Below are 21,519 nucleotides of genomic sequence, written 5' to 3'. Positions count from 1 at the left end.
AATATTATTTGGGACAATACTCATGAAAAACTTTGACCAGTACACCCGCAATCAGCAGACCTCATGGCGCAGAGAACACCTGGAAAACCAGACGCCGGGCGAACACAACAAGAAAAGGTATCCCTTCATCTTGCCGAGAAAGGATTGGCATTATTGTTTGTGGGAGGGAATTCAGGCCAGCTCATCAAACCCTCTAGTTCCTTACCTTAATGATAACAACATTGACCACCACACCGGCGTTCACAACCTCAGGAGCTCGTGGGCGCTCTGCGCCAATCTCTATTTCCCGTTCCGGGAGGACAAGGCATTAGCTGCCAACTTCCTGAGAAAGAATGTATCTGCTGATATTGTCGAAGTCGTTGATATTCAACTGGAATACGCCGCCGCACCCCCCTATGACCCCAAAACCCTCCTCGGAGAGCCGGAAGGGACGCGGGGAAAGAACCAGACATCGCCTGACGTGGCATTCATCTACAAGGCAACTGATGGCAAGGGCGGCATCGTCTTGGTGGAAAACAAGTACATCGAGCATTCCTTTTATCCGTGCTCCGGCCGAAAGCCACAGTACGGCAACCCGGACGCCCGCCGCTGCCTGGACTTTCATGCTGTGCACGAGGACCTTAATCGCCAATGCTATTTGCGTAACTGGCAGGCCACAGGTCGGGAGAACCGGAAATACTGGGATTACATCACCATAAGCGAGACCGGTAAACGTATCTTGAAGAAGTGTCCCGCCGCAGTGGCCGGATACCAACTATTTCGCCAACAAGCCCTAGCAGAAGCATTTATCCGCTCTGGCAGGTTTTCTCAGGCGATCTCCTGCGTCGCCTACGATGTCCGTAACGAGACGTTGCAGGGGTGCCTGAAAACAACCGGTATTGAAAGCATCGAGCGTTGGGGAGATATTTTTGCCGGAAAGGCACAGTTCAGAACCTTCACCCATCAGCAGTGGGTGCAATTCATCGCCGATAATGATTCAACAAAAAGGTGGCGGGGCTGGCTGGAATATATCCATGCCAGGTATCAGTTTCCCATTTCCAACATATAAATGAGGCACCCAATGATTATCAGAGCCCTTACTATAGAGAACTTCAAAGGTATCCGCGAACCGGTACGGGTGGAGTTCAAGCCGATCACCTTGCTCTTCGGCCCCAATAGCGCCGGCAAAAGCACCATTGTGCAGGCGCTGCATTACGCAAGAGAATTACTGGAACGCCAGAATGTAGACGCGGATTTAACCTTGCAAGGTGGCGAGTTCGTTGATCTGGGGGGATTCGAAAACCTGGTTCATGGCCATGATCGGGATAAGGTGGTTCGGCTGCGATTCGACCTTGATCTTAGCAATGAGGATTTACCTGAATACATAACCGGATATCGCCAGAGCGATTTACTTTCCAGTAGCGAACAAAAACGCCATGCGTGGAATCTTAGTCGAAAAGTAACCTCAGCTTGGGTCGAAATATCTGTCTCCTGGAGCGAATGGCGGAACCGGCCGTTCATTTCGAGATATGAGGTTGGAATTAATGGCGAGAAATTCGGTGAAATTAATGCAGCAGCTGACTCACGCCGTGTATGGATTCCACCTTATATCAATTTTGGACATTCCCTTTTTCCTCCTATTTCTGATCCGGAAAGTTTTGAAGACTATTCTCGGCCTGTCTCTGAGTTTGAGCAACTCTATCAAATAGTTACAAAGGCATCTCAAGAGGGCTTCGTAGGCGAAAAAACTAGAACACTCGCATCTGAAAATTGTGAAATATCTGCTGAGTTGGTCGAGTTAATAGTTTCAGAGCATGAGATGGATCTTGTTGACCTGCAGTCGGCGCTGCCGACTTGGGGAAAGCCTCTCTGGATTGAAGAGAGTTGCCTGATTGATCCGAAACTTCACGGTGAGGATCAGTTTGCCGAATATCTTGATGAATTTGCATCTATCTTGAGCCAGCTCTTTGTCGGGCCGGGAGAAGTTCTTCGAGATGCTTTGAGGCAATTCCGATATCTTGGGCCGATTCGGGAAACACCGCCCCGGAACCACAAACCGCTCCGATCCGATGACGAGGCGCGCTGGTCAAGCGGTCTTGCGGCATGGGATCTCCTTTACAATTCCCCAACTGCATTTTGCCAAGAAGTAAGCGATTGGCTGCATAAAGAAGATAAACTGAATACGGGCTATAGCCTGCGCATGCTCCGCTATAAGAGGCTCGACATGGATGGCCCGCTATATGGCACATTGATTAGCAATGACCTTTTAGAAGAGGACCAAGCGGTTTCACGGCAGATTGCACAACTACCTGAAGAACGGCAGCTGGTGCTGGTTGACGAGCAAAGAAGGCTGGATGTGATGCCTCAGGATATCGGCATTGGTATCTCACAAATTCTTCCTGTTGTTGTCGCTTCCCTGGACAGCAGGTCAAGTATTGTGGCTGTCGAGCAGCCTGAACTACATATCCATCCTGGTTTACAGGTAAGCCTTGGCGATTTGTTCATCAGTCAGATTCAGGATCAAGATAAGATGTTTTTGATTGAAACGCATAGTGAGCATCTGTTGTTGAGGTTCCTACGCCGGGTCCGAGAGACTAGTGAAGACGACTTGCCACCAGGGGTTGCACCACTTCAGCCAGAACAATTGAGCGTTAATTATATTGATATGTCCCAAAGAATTCTTTGGGTTCGCCAGTTGCAGGTTTCTCCCGAGGGGGATTCTCTCGGTGATTGGCCAAAGGGCTTCTTCGAAGAGCGGGCCGGGGAGTTGTATTAATCATGTTTTTTGAATATGCTCTGGAACCTGAACTGGTAGCTCAATGGTGTGACCGCACCAGTTTTGCTGCGTTTATGCAACGATTTGGTATCGATGCTCGGAGAATTGTTTCACGGTTCCCTAAAAGATGGGAACGGAGCGTAGAAGATGCCTTTCTGCAAAAATATCCCTCACCAAGCTTTGCCCAGAAACAGCGTAAAACGCAGATAATCAGCTATCTCACGAAACGAATGGTGAGGCGTGGTTCTACAAATTTCAAGAACGATATTTCTTGGCTAGAGAATGCTGAAGTTGAACATACTCATCGACCCTTCGGTGGCATTGTTGCTTCTTCGAATCCAAGGCGTAACAATGCTGTCGTTGTTGTTTGTTCTGCAGACGATATTCTTGAAAAGTTTGACCAATTACCCCAAGGGACCAGAGAAGTTGCACGAACGGCCAATGAAATGTCCTCCGCGCTTGCCCCACTGTTGCGTTGCTGTGAGGTGGCTGTATTTGTAGATCCACATTTCGACGCGGTACAAAGATTTCTTGCCCCCTTCAGGCTCTTCATGGATGAGCTTGTGGTTAATCGTGTCAGCATCTCGAGCCCCCAAATACAACTTCATGTTGCCGTCGTAAACCAACTCAATCCGGCCTTAGAACTTCACCAAGCAAATCAGGTCCTGGCCAGGTTGGGGAAGGCGTTGCCTATGTTAATTCCTCGCGGCCACGATGTCAGGATAGTTGTCTGGAAGGAGAAATTGAGGGGACAGAAGCTCCACAACCGTTATCTGTTGACAGATATTGGCAGTGTTTCCTTAGGCACAGGCTTGGATTGTAATGATGAGTCTTTCAATCAAGATATCCCACAAGCACAGACAGATGATATTTTCTGTCTTTCCGAGATACATCAAGATAAGCGTTGGTGTGAATATGTGACTGGCCAATCGTTTGAAAAGGTCAATGAACTAGTGATTGCAGGAAATAGGATTGTGTAGGTACCCAAAAGAGAGGCAATTCAATAAAATTATCAGTTGTCACGCGACTGATCCACATACTGGGGCAGAGAGCGGGCTTGAATACGTGCAGGATTTAGCCTCCATTGCTACGCGCCTTTCTGCAAGTACAGCATCATCATCTTCGAATGTTTTTAATGCGGGGTCTCGGTGCCAGGTCTTGAAATGTAAGGTTTTACTGCTACCATTCCGACACCCTGGCGCGCCCCCTTCGAGTCGAATTCCCGTTCGCGGTCTATCACATTACCTCCCGCGGTAACGCACGCGCGGATATCTTCCTTGACGATACCGACCGCCGGACCTTCCGGAACACTCTGTCTTCGGTCGTAATTCGATATAACTGGATCTGCCATGCCTACTGTCTCATGGGCAACCACTACCACCTCATTATTGAAAAACCAGATGCCAATCTCTCCCAAGGCATGCGCCAGCTAAATGGTGCCTACACACAAACCTTTCAACAAAAGGCACGGCCGAGTAGGCCATATCTTTCAGGGACGGTTCCGCGCTGTTGTGGTTCAACAGGACTCGCATCTTCTGGAATTGTCACGCTACGTGGTACTGAACCCCATCCGCGCTGGAATGGTGGCACATCCGGAGCAATGGCCTTGGAACAGTTATCGATCTACCCAAGGCCTGGCGAACCACGAGCCATTCCTTAACTCCCACTGGATCCTGGCTCAATTTGGCTCCAGGATCTGGGTGCCAGGTCTTGAAGTATAAGGTGCCACGTGGATTGGGGGAGGCCACGAAGAATTCTGAGGTTGCATCTATGTGCTGCGGCAGGCGGGAATCAGGTGGGATGAATGGTGGGCGGAGGGGGTAAGCCTTACAGGTAGAGTGTGTCGGCACTCAGGTTCGCGTCGTTGTCCCAGGCAACGAAGTAGCCCCCCTTACGGGCAGGTTTTGAACATAGCGGCATCTTCCAGCCCTCTGAAGGCCGAAAGCGGGGGGCAAGAGGAAATCTGAGATCGCAGGCTTTATCGGCAACACCGACCACTTGGTGGCATGCTTGCCCAACGTTTTCAGAGGGAAATGAAGGGAATCGTTTTTCTCGCACCAGCTTGAGCTTGAGCTATGCCTGCTTCAGCACGTCGGCTTCGCTGTTCAGCTCTTTCAGGCTCAGCTCAACCAAGTCTCCGGCGCTTAGCTTTTGCAGGCACGCAAGTGCCAGCTGCCTCCCCAGGTCGGCATACTCCAGGCTCCCTACGACATTGATTTCCGTGTTGGTAGTGAGACCGGTCACCTTCAGGTGAAGGTCGTTGCCCAAAAACACCACGTCGAAATCCTTGTCGCCAAAATCGCGCATGCAGAGCTGCAAAAGGTTTAGTGCCACGCTTTCCCATAGCTTTGCGATCTCGAATTCTCCGGTTTCCATAACCCTCCCTATCCTTTCACAAGGGTGAGCGTCGCCGCCTTCCTAAGCGGCGTCTTGTGCAGTTCCTTTAGACGCTGCACGGTGATCCTTTTCAGGCAGGAAAGCACAAACTGCTCACCGACCTCACAGTACCCTTTGCCGTACACCGTCATCATCACATCGTCTGTCGGCTCCAGCACCCTGATCCGCGCCGCTTCGCCGCGGGTCCCGACGTCGACACGATACTCCTGGTCATTTCCAGCCGCCAGTTCGACCAACGCGAATGTCATTGCATGGTATAACGACTCCAGTTCGAATCCCATGACTCCCTCCTGTTGCCGGCGCAGATAGTTAAAAAATGCCAATCAAGGTTAACTATGTCAACCTTACCCGCAAATTAATCCGGGGCCGAACTGGCAGATCGGCAATTGCCGCGCAAGGTATCGAGGGCGATGGGGTGCAAGGTATGCAAAATCGCAGGGTTCAGAGTTGAGAGCAGGAGGGGCTGGTCGTGCGTTAAAAGTGGCTTCGAATCTGGTATGGAATGGTGTCACATCGCTAGATGCCTCAATCGGCTTCGTAAAAGAGAGGGACGCTGGCGCCCAGGCCGTGGACGACGCTGGTGAAGGCGTTGCGGTTCTCGAGCTTGTCCTCGCCGAAACGCTCCTCGAAGAGGCGCCGGATCATTGGGATCCGCGACGTGCCGCCGGTGAGGAACACGGTGTCGATCTGATCGCGCCCGACTCCCGACCTGCTGATCACTTCATCTATGCAGTTGGAGATCCGGCTCAAGTTCTCCCGGTTGATCGCTTCGAACTCCTCTCTCGTGATCCCTTCCTCTAGGATCAGACCGCGCTCCTTGAAGCTGATTTGTGTAGCGTCCTGCTGCGACAGCTCGCATTTCGCCTTCTCGATGCACTGGAACAGGAAGAAACCGTAGTTGTCGCTGATGAGGTGCTCGAGGTTTTCCAGGGCCTGCCTGTCGGTGGCGGCGTTCTTGATGAGCCGGATCTGCTCGCGGGTCTTTCTGGCCCTCAAAAGCGGGATCCTGTGCCACTGGCACAGGGTGTAGATGATGCTGTGCGGGATGTCGAACAGCTCCTCCTTCCCCATCCCCTTGTACTTGACGCCGCGGCCGAAATACTTGGCCACCTTCTCCCACATGATCTGCGAGTCGAACTTGTCGCCGGCCGTATAGACGCCTCCGATGGAGAGGACGTCGGCGCGCCGGTCGGCCCTGGCAAAGTCTCCCCCCTTGACCCGGATCACCGTAAAGTCGGAGGTGCCGCCCCCGAAGTCACCGATGAACACCAGCTTCTCCCCCCCGGCGGGAAGCGTCTCTTCATACGCGAGGGCGGCGGCAACGGGTTCAAACTGGAAATGGATATGACGGAAACCGGCCTTGCGGGCGGCCTGCTCCAGCCTTTTTTGCGCCAGGGCGTCCTTTTCCGCGTCCTCGGAGAAAACGACCGGTCGCCCCAGGACCACGCTGTCCACGGGCGAGCCGACGTACGCTTCCCCCTTGGCCTTGATCCTTCTCAGGATGATGGCGACCAGGTCGTCGATGCCGTACTTCTTGCCGAACACCTCGGTTCCCTCGAAGCTCCGGTTGGGGAGGAAGGTCTTTATGGACTGCATGAAACGCCCGGCAGCCCCCTCGCCGACGTAATGGCTGATTGCCTCCTGGCCGGCGAAGATCTCGTCGTCTTCGTTGAAGTAGAGGACCGAGCGCATCAGCGAGCGGTTGGCGCCTGATTCGTCGATGTCGACCACTTCGACCTTGCCGTCTCGGTAAATGGAGAGGGCGGAGTTGGTGGTCCCAAAATCGATGCCGAATACTACCTTCATGCATGCTCCCAAAAAGCAAGGGCGGGTTCCTAAGGAACCCGCCCTGAGAAATGAAACAGGTGGATGTTGTAGCAGAAAGATGCGGGCGGTGGCAAGTTGTAAACGCCAAAACCATTGGCCACGGAGAAAATCTGAGGAAATCTGAGAGCAAAGGACTAGGTTCAGACGAAAGCGTCCATGCCCTTGCGATCCAATATGTTTATCAACTTAAGAGCAAGCCCGCCCGGGTGCTTGTCGCCTACCTCCCACTTGCGCACTGAGGAAACGCTGGTGTTCAGTAGCGATGCCATTACGGCTTGACTGATATGGTAGCGGTTGCGAATACTTCTGATCTGCTCCGGGGTGTACTCCGGAACCGGTGCGATGCACAGGGCATCATATTTCTGCATTGCTCGTTTATCGATGAATCCCAGCTCATGCAAGTCCTGAGCGGTTTCGTGCACAGCTTCGAAAATGGGACTTCTCGGTACTTTCTTACTCATATGGAACCTCAATCAGTCTCCCTGACTCCTTGTACACCTGAAAGTCTACCTCGTTAATACCGAGCAGGTCTTTGGCAAGCGCTTGCAAGGCCTCAAGTTCCTTTTTGCTGATATTGCTCCGAACGTTTTTCTCAAACCCGAAGATAAAAATCCACCGGTTTCTCTTGTTGGTTGCCAGTAAGGTCCGGGTACTACCGCTCTTGCCGCGACCAGGAAAGCCCAGCCTTTTCTTGATGACACCGCCACCAAGATCGGCGTCAATCAGCCCCTTCCGCATCTCATTGACCGCGCTCCGCAAGCCCGCATCAGACACTCCTACTTGCTTAGCCCATTTCGCGAAGTGCCTTGTTTTCCCTATAAACGTCATCTCAAGACCTACCACCTGGTGGCATAGTTGTCAACCCTTTTGAGCTCCCAACAGCATGGGAGAAGGGTGTGCAAGTTGCCGGCGTAAAGGACTTTTAGCCCTGCGACCTGTTTCTCCGTATCGATCACTCTTCAAGGTAGGCATGAGTAAGAAGCCATCGCCCTTTTCTCCTCTCGAACACAAACTGGTGGAAGCGGAAAAAAGTCGCACTGCCAAGGTCATTTGGCGTAAGTTGTCTTTTGTCGTAAATCAGGGCGAGCATTGTCTTAGTTACTAGGTGTCCTTGAACTGGCAGGTCCTCAGACTGCATTAAAAGTTTTCGGAAAACTGCTGGAAACTCCTGTCTACTATAATATCGCGAAGGCGTATCGCCGCTGACGCCACGAACCTCTAGTGGTAAGCTCGTCATTTCCAGAAGCCTTGTCTGATCATTAATGAGCACCGCCTTCCGAAAAGCAGTCCAAAAGTTACCAGCACTGTCAACGTTTTCAGCTCCCAAGCAGAGGGTCTGCATTGATATCACTAGACAAAATATAAGTGACAGTCGCATCAGCGCTCCTTTTCAATTATTTGAAGAGGCCATCGATATCCGACCGATCCATACCCTGATTTCGGAAATCTTGAGATTCTAACCGTTCTGCTTTGGTTGCCTCCCAAGAGTTTGAAGTGGGACCGGCTTTCTTCAATCCAAAAGCCAACATGATAGCCGGACCGGGTGCGCGGTCTATTAAATTCATAAATTACCGTAATTGCACCAACGGTTGGCCCGCAGATCCGTCCCCAATGCAGCCAGCTTGTTGCAGCAGCGGACTTGGTACCGACAATTCCCGCCTCTTTTAGGCACCAGTTAACAAATGAAGAGCACCAAGCCGTCTCGTCATCTGTCGCACCATATTTGGTTGCTGCGTGATATTGGAGAATACGAGGGTTGTGCAACTGGCCTTCAACTTGCGCCTGGCCAATCTCCCCAATCGCAATCTTGACCCATGGCGCACCGCTAAGATTGAGAGCGACCGGTTCCCGTAATGTTGCAACCTGCGGGACCATGCCCTGTTGAAGGGCCGCCCACGATTGTGGTCCCACAACACCGTCAATTCCAAGACCAACAGCCGCTTGATATCTCCTCAGCGCATTCTCCGTGCGCGCCCCAAAAATGCCGTCAGCTTTCAATGGTGGCTGAGGTCTGAGGAGCTTATTCAGAAGCTCCTGTAACTGGATGACGTCTGGACCACGACTTCCTGTCTGAAGTACCCCATTCATCGTTTCCCCCGTCAGTGCGCAGGAACATGAAAATTAAAAATTATCAACACCATTGGAGATGTCAATCCATAGCCTGTGTTGAGGAAACCATGTTGCCAGCAGGTAGGATTGAAGAGGGAGGAGGGGGAAGAGGTCAAACCATTGGCCACGGAGAAAATCTGAGGACATCTGAGAAATGCAAAAAGAGAGCTCGGCGGGAGGAAATCAGTTCGATTCGCTCGCGGGCGTAACGGGTATGCCTTCCAGGTAGAGGGTGTCGGCACTTAGGTCGGCATCGTTGTCCCACGCCACGAAGTAGCCGCCGTTACGGGCGGTCTTGAAGATAGCGACATCTTCCAGCTCCCTGAACGCTTCACTTTGCAGCAACGGTCTTACATCATATTTACGCACTTCCCCGTTGGTAAAGCAGACATCAAGTGTCCAGTCTTCGTTTGTGCTGATATAGTTAATCCTTCTCATTCACTCAAGTCCTTTTACCTTAAAGACAGTTTCACCTTCTACACAGCTAAACGCCAGTCGGCCAGCAGCTCGTCTTTGTGAATTACCATCCAAGCTTCCACGAGCTTTCGCTTTGCGGGAGGAAGCGAGCCATCAAGGATGCTGCCATCCTCAATAGCAAAAACAGCAACGTCCCCTTGGTATTCAGCATGAAGATGGGGAAGGTAACCCATCTTGTGGAACTTTGCAAGGTCCCCCCGAAATAGTTTCCTCAAGGAAGTAGGGCAAGGAACCGTACTTGCTAATGTATCAGTGGCGTGGCAACCTTCCCTTCGTGCCCTGATCCCTTGGGCAATGGTATCAGCAAAGGAATCACCCTTGACAGGCGGGCAGCAACACCACCGGCAAATGAGGGAAAATAAGATGCTAGAGCTGAAGATTGGAAGTTCGGGGGCGGAAGTTATCGGCCCCAGAACAGAAGCTGCCGTCCGGCAATTCCAATCATTTGCTGGAATCTCAGTAGACGGGACCGTTGGGATTAAGACTTGGCGGGCTCTGGATCATGGAGTAACCACTACATCTGATGTAAGTCCCGTACCTTTTCATGATGCCATCTGGCTGAAAATAGCTGCTGCTGAAGTCGGACAACGAGAGTTTCCTGGCTCACCAGCTAACCCAAGAATAATAATGTACCATGGTGCGACATCTCTCCGAGCAACAAGTGATGAGGTGGCGTGGTGTTCCGCCTTTGTCAACTGGTGCCTGAAACAGGCCGGCATAGTGGTCTTTTCCTTTATCACTCTGAAGCCCCCTCGGTGTCACCAGGATCGAATGCGGTACTGAAGCCTTTAGAACCAATGGCAGTCGAACCGTTTTCAGATCTTCACGTTCAGCTCGGCACATCATTCTGAAGAAACTGACCGCCCAAATCTTGCGCGTACATTGCAATGTGGTGCAACGGGTAACACGAGAAAATGAAAAGGGCGTAGCCTTAATCGGCTACGCCCTTGATTTCTTTTGGATAGCATCGCGCATCGCCATCCCGTTTCAAGGTTAAAGGGGATCTTCCCTGGCCTCGCTTCCTCTATGTTCTGCAACGCCCTATCCATATGAATTGCGGCTGTACAAACCATATGACTTATTGCGCTACAATCCATATGAAATGATGTTGTGAAGTGTATATGGATTATTGTCAAGGGACACTGCAAAAATTCGAGAACTTGCTGCCCCCGACCAGGATCGTAAGATCCAAAACTGAAACACCCCAATAAGCGGCTTTACCTTCAACCCCTCACCTAAAAAAGAAGATCTGATCCGACGGTCATTATTGGATAAAAACAATCGCGCCAGACAGCCGACGAAAAGGAGGGATAGCAACCGCCAAACGGATACAAAAACGGATACACGAGGGCAAAATCAACGAAAAAGGGCTTAGCCGTGATTGGCTAAGCCCTTTGATTTTCTTTGGAGCGGGAAACGGGATTCGAACCCGCGACCTTCAGCTTGGGAAGCTGACACTCTACCACTGAGTTATTCCCGCTTGGTGGAAGAAAACTTTTACCGCATCGGGCCGATCTTGTCAATGGTTTTATTGGGTTCCACCGATGCACTTGCCGCTTCGGTGGACTGAACCGGTGGACTGAACCGGTGGACTGAACCGGTGGACTGAACCGGTGGACTGAGTCGGTGGACTGAGTCGGTGGACTGAGTCGGTGGACTGAGTCGGGGGACTGAGTCGGTGGACTGAGTCGGGGGACTGAGTCGGGGGACTGAGTCGGGGGACTGAGTCGGGGGACAGCCTTTTGGGCTGGATAGGCCCGCATGCCCGCTGAAAACTACTTCACCACGAGCTTGGACAGCATCTTCTCGGCCAGATCTTTGCTGGACACTTCATAGGTGCCACTCTTGATCTGCGTACGTAACTCCTCGACCCGGTCCACCCGGATGTCATCGCGCCTCTGCTTGGAGGTGGGAACCACGGGTATGTAGCTGGACAGCTCGACTTTGTCGGCGGCCGCCTGCTGCTTGGCTGCTTCCGCTTGCGCCTCGCCAGTATCGGGCTTGTCGTTACGCACGACGGCAAGATGGGAAACGGCCGGGTTGGAATTGAGGTCTTCTACTTTCATCGGATTTCGCCCCCAGTAGGTCAGGTAGAATTAGGTTTACTTCCGTTTCGACGCCCTTCGCGATAACTTTAGCTTTTTTTCATCACTCGTCGATATTTCTTACAAAGGGGAGCTGAAGCAGCGCCGGAAATGCGCTGACCCGGTACGTTGCGGCGTCCAGCTCGCTCTGCTCACCGTAGCCGTAGCTGCACCCCACGGTCCAGACTCCCGCACCGCCACCGGCGGCGATGTCGTTGACGCTGTCGCCCACCATGACGCATTGACCGGCGGCAACGCCGAATTCCTTCAGCACGGCGAGAACGGGCTCGGGGGAGGGTTTCCGGTACGGGAAGGAATCGGCGCCGAAGATGTCGGCGAAATGCCGCTCCAGTTCCAGTTTCACCAGCACTTCCCGGCACAGGGCCACGTTCTTGTTGGACAGGACCACCATCGGGATGGCGAGCCCGGCAAGCTCATCCAGGGTTTCGGGAACACCGGGATAGGGACGGGTCTTGTCGGCTATGTGCGCCAGGTTGTAGGCCAGGAAATCTTCCAGCGCCCGCTCGACCTCGGGTTCGGCCACGCCGGGGAGCGCACGCTCCACCAGGGAACGCGCCCCCTGCCCCACCAGCTTCCGCACGTCGCTGATGCCGATGCTCGGCAGACCGTTCCGCACGCGGATCAGGTTGGTGGCGTCGGTCAGGTCGGGCAGGGAATCGATCAGCGTGCCGTCCAGGTCGAAGATGAGCAGCCGGATGGAATCCATGTTGTCGCTCCAGTTGTGACGGTTAGAGGCAAAGGGGACAGGCACCTGCGGCGCCAGCCCCCCTCCCCTGATACGAAAGAACCGCGGCAACCGGCTTGTTCGCCGGTCACCGCGGTGTTTTGTGCAATAAACGAACCTTCTAGAAGTAGAGCGCGGGGATTATTCCCACTCGATGGTTGCGGGGGGCTTCTGGCTGATGTCGTACACCACGCGGTTGACACCCTTCACTTCGTTGATGATTCGCGAGGATATGCTCCCTAAAAGCTCGTAGGGGAGCTTGACCCAGTCGGCGGTCATGCCGTCCAGGGAGTTCACCGCGCGCAGGGCCACGGTCCACTCGTAGGTGCGGGCATCCCCCATGACGCCGACGGTTTTCACCGGCAGCAGCACGGCAAAGGACTGCCAGATGTCGCGATATAACCCAGCCTTGCGGATTTCCTCGATGACGATGGCGTCGGCCTCGCGCAGGATGTCGAGTTTCTCCACGGAGAGCTCGCCGATGCAGCGGATGGCAAGCCCCGGGCCCGGGAAGGGCTGGCGGTAGACCACCTCGTCGGGCATGCCGAGTTCCTTGCCCAGGAGCCTTACCTCGTCCTTGAAGAGCTCGCGCACCGGCTCGAGGAGCTTCAGGTTCATCTTCTCGGGGAGGCCGCCCACGTTGTGGTGGCTCTTGATGACGGCGGAGGGGCCCTTGGTGGAAACGGACTCGATCACGTCGGGGTAGAGGGTCCCCTGCGCCAGGTAGTCGACCTGGCCCAGCTTCTTGGCCTCCTCCTCGAAGAGGTAGATGAACTCGTTGCCGATGATCTTGCGCTTCTGCTCGGGGTCGGAGATGCCGTCGAGCATGTTGAGGAAGCGGTCGGTGGCGTCGACGTAGTCGAGGTTGATCTTGAAGTGCTTGGTGAAGAGGTTCACCACCTTCTCTGCCTCGCCCTTGCGCAGGAGGCCGTTGTTCACGAAGACGCACTGGAGCTGGTCGCCGATCGCCTTGTGGATGAGGACGGCGACGACGGAGGAGTCGACCCCGCCGGAGAGGGCGCAGAGCACCTTGCCGGTGCCGACCTTCCTGCGGATCTCTGCGATCTCGGTCTCGATGAAGTTGGCCATGGTCCAGGTCGGCTTGGAGCCGCAGACGTTGAACAGGAAGTTGCCGATCATCTCGTCGCCGCGCGGGGTGTGCACCACCTCGGGGTGGAACTGCACGCCGTAGAAGTTCTTCTTCTCGTCCTTCATGGCGGCCACCGGGCAGCCGGTGGTGTGCGCCATCAGCTTGAAGCCGGCGGGCATCTGCTCGATGCGGTCGCCGTGGGACATCCAGACTTCGGCGCCCCCTTCGAAGCCGGCGAAGATCTCGCTCTCGCCGTCCAGCACCAACGTAGCGCGGCCGAACTCGCGCTTGTCGCAGCGCTCGACGCGCCCGCCCAGCTGCTGGGTCATGAGCTGCATGCCGTAGCAGATACCCAGGACCGGGATGCCGAGGTCGTAGATGCCGAGGTCGGAGTGCGGGGCGTCCTTGTCGTAGACGCTGGAGGGGCCGCCGGAGAGGATGATCCCCTTGGGGGCGAAGGCCTTGATCTTCTCGAGCGCCATGTTGTAGGGGTGTATTTCGCAGTACACGCTCTGCTCCCTGACCCGGCGCGCGATGAGTTGGGTCACCTGGGAGCCGAAGTCGAGGATCAGCACCTTTTCTGAGTGGATATCTACGGTCATTGTCTTGTTCCTTATCTATTGAAAGTCAAAGGCTGTAACGCAAAGGCGCAAAGTCGCAAAGCCGCGGAGAAAGAGAGACAAGAAAAGGATTTTCTTTGCGTCTCGGCGCCTCCGCGGCTTTGCGTTAAGGGTTTGGCTCTTTACTTCTCCACCCGGTAGTTCGGGGCTTCCTTGGTGATCATGACGTCGTGGACGTGGGATTCTTTCAGGCCCGCGCCGGTGATCCTGACGAAACGGCCGTTTTGCTGCAGGTCGACGATGGTGCGGCTGCCGGTGTAGCCCATGCCGGCCCGGAGTCCCCCCATGAGCTGGTGCACGTTGGCGGAGAGCGGTCCCCTGAGCGGCACCATCCCCTCGATCCCTTCCGGGACCAGCTTCACGTCGGCATCGACGTCGCTTTGGAAGTAGCGGTCCTTGCTCCCCTCTTTCATGGCGCCGATGGAGCCCATGCCGCGGTAGCTCTTGTAGGCGCGCCCCTGGTACAGGATGGTGTCGCCAGGGGATTCCTCGGTGCCGGCGAAGAGGGAGCCGATCATGATGACGTCGGCGCCGGCCGCGACGGCCTTGGTGAGGTCGCCGGAGTACTTGATGCCGCCGTCGGCGATGAGCGGGATGTTGTGTTTCTTGGCAATCCTGGAGCACTCGGCGATGGCGGTGATCTGCGGGACGCCGATACCGGCGACCACGCGGGTGGTGCAGATGGAGCCCGGTCCGATGCCGACCTTGATGGCGTCGACGCCGGCCTTTATGAGCGCCTCGGCGGCCGCGGCGGTGGCGATGTTGCCGGCCACGAGCTCGAGGGTCGGGTAGGTTTTCTTGATGCGGGCGATGGCTTCCAGTACGCCCTGGGAGTGGCCGTGGGCGGTGTCGATGACCACGACGTCCACGCCGGCTTTCATGAGTGCCTCGATGCGGTCATCGACGTCCGGGGTTGGGCCTACGGCCGCGCCGACCCTCAGGCGCCCGAGGGAGTCCTTGCAGGCGTTGGGGTACTTCTTGATCTTCTCGATGTCCTTGATGGTGATGAGACCCTTGAGGTTCTTCTCCTCGTCCACCACCAGGAGCTTCTCGACCCGGGTGTGCTTCAGGTGTTCCTTGGCCTGCTCCAGGGTGGTCCCCACCGGCACGGTGACCAGGTTCCTCTTGGTCATGCGGTCGGCGATGGGGAGGTCGAGGTCGGTCTCGAAACGGAGGTCCCTGTTGGTCAGGATGCCGACCAGCTTCCCGTTGGCCTTGGTGATCGGTACCCCGGAGATGCGGTACTTCGCCATCATCTCCAGCGCTTCCCGGATGCGCTGGTTGGGGCGCATGGTGATCGGGTCGACGATCATCCCGGACTCGCTCTTCTTCACCTTGTCCACTTCCATGGCCTGCTCGGCGATGGTGAGGTTCTTGTGGATGAAGCCGATGCCCCCTTCACGCGCCATGCAGATAGCGGCCCTCGACTCGGTGACCGTGTCCATGGCGGCACTCACCAGCGGGATGTTCAGCTGTATGTTGTTGGTCAGTCGGGTGGTCAGATCGGTATCGCGGGGGAGGATGAGTGAGTGGGCAGGGAGAAGCAGGACGTCGTCAAACGTAAGACCTTCGGGAAGGCTGCTTTCTAACATTAGGGAAACTCCTTTTGTTGTTTCGAGGCAGGTTTTAACCGGAAAACTTATTACAAGGGGAAAGGCAAGTCAACTAAAATTAGGCTAATGACAAATGATAAAACCGTAGCGGTTTTCCAGCCTTAGCGTCTACAGTACCCGGGCTAATGCGCGCCCTCCCTCGCCCCCGGCCCTCACCCAACTCCGGGCGAGACCACCCCTTCCCCCCTCCCGACCTCCCCCCTCCGGGGGGAGGAGGCTGCAAGGCTGATGCGAGCCTCGGGGGGCAGCGGCAGGACCGAAACGAAGTCGCCCCCTCCGGCAGGGCGGGAGGGGGCGTTTCCTTTACATCGGGATGAAGGCGTCCTTGCTCCCCATCCGCCCCAGCGAGGCGACGATCAGCTCGACGGCATTGTCCAGGTCGGAGAGCGACATGGTCTCCACCGGGGTGTGCATGTACCGCAGCGGCAGCTTGACCAGCGCCGTGGCGACGCCGCCGCGGGAGATCTGCATGACGTTGGCGTCGGTGCCGGTGGCGCGGGCGATGCCGGTGTACTGGACCGCTATGTTGTTGGCGGTCGCCGTGTCGGAGAGGAGATCGAAGAGCACCGGGTTGATGTTGGCGCCGCGCGGCAGGATCGGCCCCTTGCCAAGCCCCACCTCGCCGTTGTGCTTCTTGTCCACGTCCGGCTGGTCGGTGGCGAAGTCGACCTCGACGCAGATGCCGACGTCGGGGTTCACCGAGTAGGAGCTGGTGGTGCCGCCGCGCAGCCCCACCTCCTCCTGGACCGAGGAGACGCCGTAGAGGTCCACCGGGAGCCTATCCGGGAGCTCGGCGACCCGCCTGAGCACCTCGGCCACCACGAAGCTCCCCGCCTTGTCGTCGAGGCCGCGCGAGCTGACCCGGTCGCCGAAGAGGCACTCGAGGCTGCTGGCGAAGGTGATGGGATCCCCCACGCGCACCCACTCCTGCGCCTCCTTCTTGCTGGCGGCGCCGATGTCGATGTACTGGGCGTCGAGCTTTATGACCGTGTCGCGCTCCTTGGGCTCGATGAGATGAATGGGGCGCTTGCCGATGACGCCGTTCAGCCTGCCGCGGGAGGTGTGCACGTGCACCCGCATGCCCGGTGTGATGTGCGGATCGACGCCGCCGATGGCGGAGAAGTAGATGAAACCGTTGTCGTCAAGGTAGCGCACCTGGAGGCCGATCTCGTCGGAGTGGCCGACCACCATGACGCGGGGGCGGGTCTTCCCTTCCCCCTGGATCATCCCGAAGACGTTGCCCATGACGTCGGTGGCCACCTGGCAAAACGGCTCTATATAGGAGCGGAATACCCGCTGGGCCGGCTGTTCGTACCCCGAGGGGCTGGGCGCGGCCAGAAGCTGCTGCAGAAATTCAAAGGATGCGTCGCGCATGTCTGATCCTCCGGAAGGTTATGCTGAAAGATTAAAAAAGGGCAGAGCCCATTCTCACCCTACCCTTTATGATTTCTTTTTTCAATATGCGGCCCGGTTACATCGGGTACTTGCCCATGGCTGCGGGGTCCATGTGGTCGAGGAAGTCGACGAAGCGGCGGGCGTTGTTTTCCTGGGCGAAGCCTTCCTCGTTCATGTCGAGACTGGAGGCGCGGGTCAGCACCTCGCTGTTCACCTGCACCGGGAGATGGTACTTCAGGGACATGAGCATGGCCTCGGCCACGTGGACCTCGAGCCGGAGTTCTTCCCCTTCCCCGGGCTGGAGGCGCACCGAGGCGGTGAAGACGCCGTCCTGCAGGCTCTCGACGTAGATCCCGGAAACGGCCATGTCCAGCCGCTCGATGAGGGTGGTGAACACGTCCTTGCGGCTGTTGCGCGCGCTCATCTCGCGCCCGACGAACTGGGCGGCAAACGAGACCGATTCGGAGGCGTTGATCCATACCGGGACGGCGTGTTTCTCCTCGGCGTCCTTCAGTATGACGACCGGCATCTGGGCGATGGCGTCCAGGGCGAAGCCGAATACCTTCATCTCAACGTACATGTCTGCCTCGTCCCTCCCGTTCTCAGACATCGAGGATCTCTCCCTTGAGCAGGGTCTGCAGCCCTTCCCGGATGCGCACCTCGACCAGGCGCCCGGCCAGGGCGGGATCACCGTCCATGACGGTGGCGCGGTTGCCGCCGGTTCTGCCGAAGAGCGCGTCGCCGGTGCTGCTGGGACCTTCCACCAGCACGCGCTGCACGCCCCCCACGAAACTCTCGTTGCGGGCGAGCGTGATCTTTTTCTGCGCGGCCTGCAGGCGCTCCAGGCGCGCCTGCTTCTCGGCCCGCCTCACCTCGTCCGGGAACTCGGCCGCCGTGGTGCCGGGACGGGCCGAGTAGATGAAGGAGAAGAGGTCGGCGTACTGGACCTCCTCGATCAACTCCATGGTCTGCTCGAAACAGGCGTCGTCCTCGCCCGGGAAGCCGACGATCATGTCGCCGGTGAACTGGATCTCCGGGCAGGCCTCCCTGAGCGCGCGCACCTTGTCCAGGTACTGGGCGCGGGTGTAGCCGCGGTTCATCCTCTTCAGCACGGAGTCGCTCCCTGACTGGGCCGGCAGGTGGATGTGCTGCGCGAGTTTCGGGATCTCCGCGAAGCAGGCGATCAGCCTCGGGGAGATATCCTTTGGGTGCGAGGTGGTGAAGCGCAACCTCTGAATCCCCTCCACCTGCGCGACCAGGCGCAAGAGGTCGGCGAAATCGGGAGAGCCGGGCTCCTTGAAGCCGTAGGAGTTGACGTTTTGCCCAAGGAGGGTCACCTCGGTGACGCCGGCGGCCGCCAGGGCCTCCACCTCCTCGACCACCTTGGCCGCGCTCCTGCTGATCTCGCGGCCGCGCACGTGCGGCACGATACAGTAGGCGCAGAAGTTGTCGCACCCCTGCATGACCGTGACGAACCGGGAGACGCCCCCCTCGTTTTCGGCGTGCGGGAAGAGGTCGAAACGCTTCTCGTCATCCAGGAAATCCGTGGCGACGCTCTGCTTCCCCTGCTCGGCGCCGGTGACCATCTTCTGCAACAGGTGCAGGTTGTGGGTGCCAAAGACCAGGTTCACGAAGGGGGCCTTCTTCAAGAGCCGCTCCCCTTCCTGCTGGGCCACGCAACCGCCGACGCCGATGATCAGCCCCGGCTTTTGCTTCTTCATCGATTTGAACTTGCCCAGGTGGCCGTAAACGCGCTGCTCCGCGGTCGCCCGGATGCTGCAGGTGTTCAAAAGGACCAGGTCCGCTTCCACCGGATCGGCGGTCCGCTGGTACCCGATTCCCTTCATCAGGGTCACTATCTTCTCGGAATCGCTCACGTTCATCTGGCAGCCGAACGTTTCCAGGTAAAGCATTTTTGCCTTATTCACGTCTATATCCTGATGGTTAAATGCATGGATAGTACGAAAATTGGGCGCACGCAGTCAACATCTATTAGCTGCCACGCCGGTTCTTTCCCCGAAGCGGCAACGACACATTAACATAGCTAAATCATTGTCCTAACGATATATGCAATAAAATATATTGACATATAACACCGCGAAGATCTATAAGACTCATTAGCGTGGCGGCCCGGGGCCGGCCTGCCGTTCTGCCACGATACGGTCACCTCCCCAAGCAAACATTACTAATTATTGGGACCCTTCATTTCGATTATAAATTTCCAAGCATGCACATTTCCTCTAAATCTACCGGTGTATCTTCCGATTAAAACAGTAACGCCCAGGATTTAATGAGTTAGGACCGGACCGCACGGTACCACTGAAATACCTTCGACCCAAAGGTTGGTGTAAAAACCAGCGAAACAAAAAGGAGAAGTGAATGAGAAAACTGGAGAAGCTGTTGATTGGCGCAGCCGTCTGTGCCCTGGCTGCCCCTGTCGTGGCGCAGGCAGACGACCAGGAAATGCAGAAGAAGATCGAGGAACTGACCAAGAAGGTGCAGAAGCTCGAGGAGCAGCAGAAGGCCCCCGAGCAGAAGAAGATCGAGGACCTGACCCGCAAGGTAGACCGGATCGAAGAGAAGTCGCTGGGCAAGTGGCTCACCATCGGCGGCGACTACCGCTTCCGGGTCGATTCCCTGAGGGGCGACGTCGCTGCCCACTCCGATGCCATCGGCACCATGAACAACCTGGTGGGCGCCTTCGTGGTCGGCCCAAACGCAGTCGCGGGGCTGACCGTCGGTGACAACGCCCAGATCGTCAACCCCTCCGGTACCGCCTTCATGTTCCAGGGCAAGGCAGGCTCCCTGTTCACCCCCGCCCAGTTCAACACCATCCTGAACAGCTACATGCCCTCCGCAATGTACAACGCCTTCATCGGCCAGATCATGCCGGCACTCGGGGGGATGACCCCGACCGACGTGAACAACTACCTGGCCGCCAACCGCCTCACCGCGCAGCAGCAGGGCATCCTCGCCACCCTGACCCAGAAGGGGATCATGGACAAGGTGATGGGCATGATGACCCCGGCCAACCAGGCCGCCTTCGCCTCCCTGCCGCCGGCCTACCAGCAGGCCGCCATGGTGATGGCAATGCAGGGCTTCCTGGGCGCCGGCAGCGGCAACCTGGCCACCACCCAGTCCTACAAGGCCAAGAACGACCTCCTGTACACCAACCGTCTCGGCATCGACATGCACGCCAAGGCCACCAAGGACGTGACCGTCAACGTCCGCCTGGTCGCCTACAAGACCTTCGGCTCGCAGGATGACTCCGCGGTCACCAACAACGGCAACACCCCGTTCTTCGCCGACCGCGTCGGCGCCTTCGACGGCACCCTCGGGCACGTCCCCACGTCCAGCCTCCTCGACGTCGACCGCGCCTACGCCACCTGGTCCAACATCGCCGACCAGCCGGTCTGGTTCTCCGTCGGCCGCAGGCCCTCCACCAACGGCGCGCCCAGTAACCTGCGCCTGAACAACGAGCGCCCGGGCAACGGCGGCACCCCCGCCCTGCTGGTCGATTACGCCTTCGACGGCATGACCATCGGCTGGGCCCCGGACATCGAAGGGCTCCCCGGCGCCTACGCCAAGGTCTGCTACGGCCGCGGCTTCGAGTCCGGCTTCGAGACTCCGAGCAACAGCCTGAAAGACACCGACATGCTGGGTGTGGCCATCATCCCGGTCGACACCGACCCGCTGCGCGTCTGGCTGCAGTGGAACCGCGGCTTCGAGATCTTCGACTTCCCGGTCATGTCCAACACCGCCTTCGGCAACACCGGCCCGGCCACCTCGCTGGGCGACATCGACTGGTACGGCGCCGGCTTCATGAGCACCCTGAAGAACATCGGCCCGGGCAAACTGAACTTCTTCGCCGATGCGGGTCTCAGCGTCACCCACCCCAACGGCAACGTCTCCAACAACGCGGGCTTCCAGGGTCTCATGACCGGTTCCTTCTTCAACCAGGAGGCCCCCTCCGACAAGACCGGCTGGGCCGCCTACGCCGGCGCGCGCTACGACTACGAGCCGACCAAGACCAAGTTCGGCGTCGAGTACAACCACGGCTCCAAGAACTGGATCACCTTCGCCCCTGCCGCCGACGACATGTGGACCTCCAAGCTTGGCACCCGCGGCGACGTCTACGAGGCCTACCTGATCCAGGAGCTCAACCTGAAACCGGTCTCCTCGCACCTGTCCAAGGCATTCTTCAAGATCGGCTACCAGTACTACGACTTCGCGTACACCGGGAGCAACAACTGGGTAGGCGCACCGCAGAAGATCTCCGACATCAAGTCCACCGACCTGATGCTGCTCCAGCCGCTTAAGAGCGCGCAGGACATCTACGCCACCTTCGAAGTGAAGTTCTAGAACCCGTACCGCAGACGCGGTACAGCGAAAACCGGGGTGGCGGCA

21 protein-coding genes and 1 tRNA gene are annotated in these 21,519 nt (G+C 56.9%); 6 read left to right on the top strand and 16 right to left on the bottom strand.

Annotation, left to right across the window (positions count from 1 at the left end):
• Positions 1-22 precede the first annotated feature (22 nt).
• From KOL99_RS16180 to KOL99_RS16165, 4 genes are all read left to right on the top strand, one after another.
• Positions 23-1,048 carry a PGN_0703 family putative restriction endonuclease gene (locus KOL99_RS16180; protein ID WP_216511495.1) on the top strand — a complete coding sequence of 342 codons (1,026 nt, stop codon included), beginning with the start codon at positions 23-25 and terminating at the stop codon, positions 1,046-1,048.
• A 12-nt stretch (positions 1,049-1,060) separates the two neighbouring features.
• Complete coding sequence (locus KOL99_RS16175) at positions 1,061-2,755, top strand: AAA family ATPase (RefSeq protein WP_216511494.1); 1,695 nt, start codon at positions 1,061-1,063, stop codon at positions 2,753-2,755.
• Positions 2,756-2,757: 2 nt separating this feature from the next.
• The gene (locus tag KOL99_RS16170) at positions 2,758-3,735 is read left to right on the top strand and encodes a hypothetical protein (RefSeq protein ID WP_216511493.1); all 978 of its coding nucleotides are present in this window, start codon (positions 2,758-2,760) and stop codon (positions 3,733-3,735) included.
• A gap of 215 nt (positions 3,736-3,950) precedes the next feature.
• Positions 3,951-4,415, top strand: coding sequence for a transposase (locus tag KOL99_RS16165; RefSeq protein ID WP_236026338.1), 465 nt, complete (start codon positions 3,951-3,953; stop codon positions 4,413-4,415).
• Between the two features lie 413 nt (positions 4,416-4,828).
• Here the strand turns inward: KOL99_RS16165 and KOL99_RS16160 are convergent, their stop codons facing one another.
• From KOL99_RS16160 to KOL99_RS22015, 8 genes are all read right to left on the bottom strand, one after another.
• Positions 4,829-5,131, bottom strand: coding sequence for a hypothetical protein (locus tag KOL99_RS16160; RefSeq protein ID WP_216511492.1), 303 nt, complete (start codon positions 5,129-5,131; stop codon positions 4,829-4,831).
• Between the two features lie 8 nt (positions 5,132-5,139).
• Complete coding sequence (locus KOL99_RS16155) at positions 5,140-5,400, bottom strand: hypothetical protein (RefSeq protein ID WP_216511491.1); 261 nt, start codon at positions 5,398-5,400, stop codon at positions 5,140-5,142.
• A 277-nt stretch (positions 5,401-5,677) separates the two neighbouring features.
• The gene (locus KOL99_RS16150; RefSeq protein WP_216511490.1) at positions 5,678-6,958 is read right to left on the bottom strand and encodes an Hsp70 family protein; all 1,281 of its coding nucleotides are present in this window, start codon (positions 6,956-6,958) and stop codon (positions 5,678-5,680) included.
• Between the two features lie 161 nt (positions 6,959-7,119).
• The gene (locus tag KOL99_RS16145) at positions 7,120-7,440 is read right to left on the bottom strand and encodes a helix-turn-helix domain-containing protein (RefSeq protein ID WP_216511489.1); all 321 of its coding nucleotides are present in this window, start codon (positions 7,438-7,440) and stop codon (positions 7,120-7,122) included.
• Positions 7,433-7,807, bottom strand: coding sequence for a type II toxin-antitoxin system RelE/ParE family toxin (locus KOL99_RS16140; RefSeq protein WP_216511488.1), 375 nt, complete (start codon positions 7,805-7,807; stop codon positions 7,433-7,435). The genes KOL99_RS16145 and KOL99_RS16140 overlap by 8 nt, the downstream gene beginning before the upstream one ends.
• A gap of 549 nt (positions 7,808-8,356) precedes the next feature.
• Entirely contained in the window at positions 8,357-9,067 is a 711-nt protein-coding gene (locus KOL99_RS16135) for an NlpC/P60 family protein (RefSeq protein ID WP_216511487.1), read from the bottom strand.
• Positions 9,068-9,271: 204 nt separating this feature from the next.
• The gene (locus tag KOL99_RS16130) at positions 9,272-9,526 is read right to left on the bottom strand and encodes a DUF2442 domain-containing protein (protein ID WP_216511486.1); all 255 of its coding nucleotides are present in this window, start codon (positions 9,524-9,526) and stop codon (positions 9,272-9,274) included.
• Positions 9,527-9,564: 38 nt separating this feature from the next.
• Positions 9,565-9,738 (bottom strand): DUF4160 domain-containing protein, encoded by a 174-nt coding sequence (locus KOL99_RS22015; protein ID WP_216511485.1) that lies wholly within the window; start codon positions 9,736-9,738, stop codon positions 9,565-9,567.
• 121 nt (positions 9,739-9,859) lie between these two features.
• On the opposite strand from KOL99_RS22015, the gene KOL99_RS22010 reads away from it, so the two are divergent.
• Entirely contained in the window at positions 9,860-10,348 is a 489-nt protein-coding gene (locus KOL99_RS22010) for an NlpC/P60 family protein (RefSeq protein WP_407931859.1), read from the top strand.
• 622 nt (positions 10,349-10,970) lie between these two features.
• Here the strand turns inward: KOL99_RS22010 and KOL99_RS16115 are convergent.
• From KOL99_RS16115 to miaB, 8 genes are all read right to left on the bottom strand, one after another.
• Positions 10,971-11,045: transfer RNA gene (locus KOL99_RS16115), tRNA-Gly, on the bottom strand.
• A gap of 295 nt (positions 11,046-11,340) precedes the next feature.
• The gene (gene flgM / locus KOL99_RS16110) at positions 11,341-11,631 is read right to left on the bottom strand and encodes a flagellar biosynthesis anti-sigma factor FlgM (RefSeq protein WP_216511483.1); all 291 of its coding nucleotides are present in this window, start codon (positions 11,629-11,631) and stop codon (positions 11,341-11,343) included.
• An 82-nt stretch (positions 11,632-11,713) separates the two neighbouring features.
• The gene (locus KOL99_RS16105; protein ID WP_216511482.1) at positions 11,714-12,376 is read right to left on the bottom strand and encodes an HAD family hydrolase; all 663 of its coding nucleotides are present in this window, start codon (positions 12,374-12,376) and stop codon (positions 11,714-11,716) included.
• Positions 12,377-12,535: 159 nt separating this feature from the next.
• Positions 12,536-14,086 carry a glutamine-hydrolyzing GMP synthase gene (guaA, locus tag KOL99_RS16100; protein WP_216511481.1) on the bottom strand — a complete coding sequence of 517 codons (1,551 nt, stop codon included), beginning with the start codon at positions 14,084-14,086 and terminating at the stop codon, positions 12,536-12,538.
• Between the two features lie 140 nt (positions 14,087-14,226).
• Positions 14,227-15,696, bottom strand: a complete 1,470-nt coding sequence (gene guaB, locus KOL99_RS16095; RefSeq protein ID WP_216511480.1) for an IMP dehydrogenase — start codon at positions 15,694-15,696, stop codon at positions 14,227-14,229.
• 324 nt (positions 15,697-16,020) lie between these two features.
• Complete coding sequence (locus tag KOL99_RS16090) at positions 16,021-17,091, bottom strand: M42 family metallopeptidase (protein WP_216511479.1); 1,071 nt, start codon at positions 17,089-17,091, stop codon at positions 16,021-16,023.
• 97 nt (positions 17,092-17,188) lie between these two features.
• Positions 17,189-17,692: a bifunctional nuclease domain-containing protein gene (locus tag KOL99_RS16085; protein ID WP_236026285.1), complete on the bottom strand. Its 504-nt coding sequence runs from the start codon at positions 17,690-17,692 to the stop codon at positions 17,189-17,191.
• 22 nt (positions 17,693-17,714) lie between these two features.
• Positions 17,715-19,040, bottom strand: coding sequence for a tRNA (N6-isopentenyl adenosine(37)-C2)-methylthiotransferase MiaB (gene miaB / locus KOL99_RS16080; protein ID WP_216511477.1), 1,326 nt, complete (start codon positions 19,038-19,040; stop codon positions 17,715-17,717).
• A 451-nt stretch (positions 19,041-19,491) separates the two neighbouring features.
• Between miaB and KOL99_RS21670 the strand changes: the two genes are divergently transcribed.
• Complete coding sequence (locus KOL99_RS21670) at positions 19,492-21,474, top strand: DUF3373 family protein (protein ID WP_236026283.1); 1,983 nt, start codon at positions 19,492-19,494, stop codon at positions 21,472-21,474.
• The last annotated feature ends 45 nt before the right edge of the window (positions 21,475-21,519 follow it).

The organism is Geomonas azotofigens (assembly GCF_018919395.1).
GTDB classification, from domain to species: domain Bacteria; phylum Desulfobacterota; class Desulfuromonadia; order Geobacterales; family Geobacteraceae; genus Geomonas; species Geomonas azotofigens.
The sequence above is the reverse complement of the archived record's forward strand: the minus strand, read 5'-3'. Positions and strand labels throughout refer to the sequence as shown.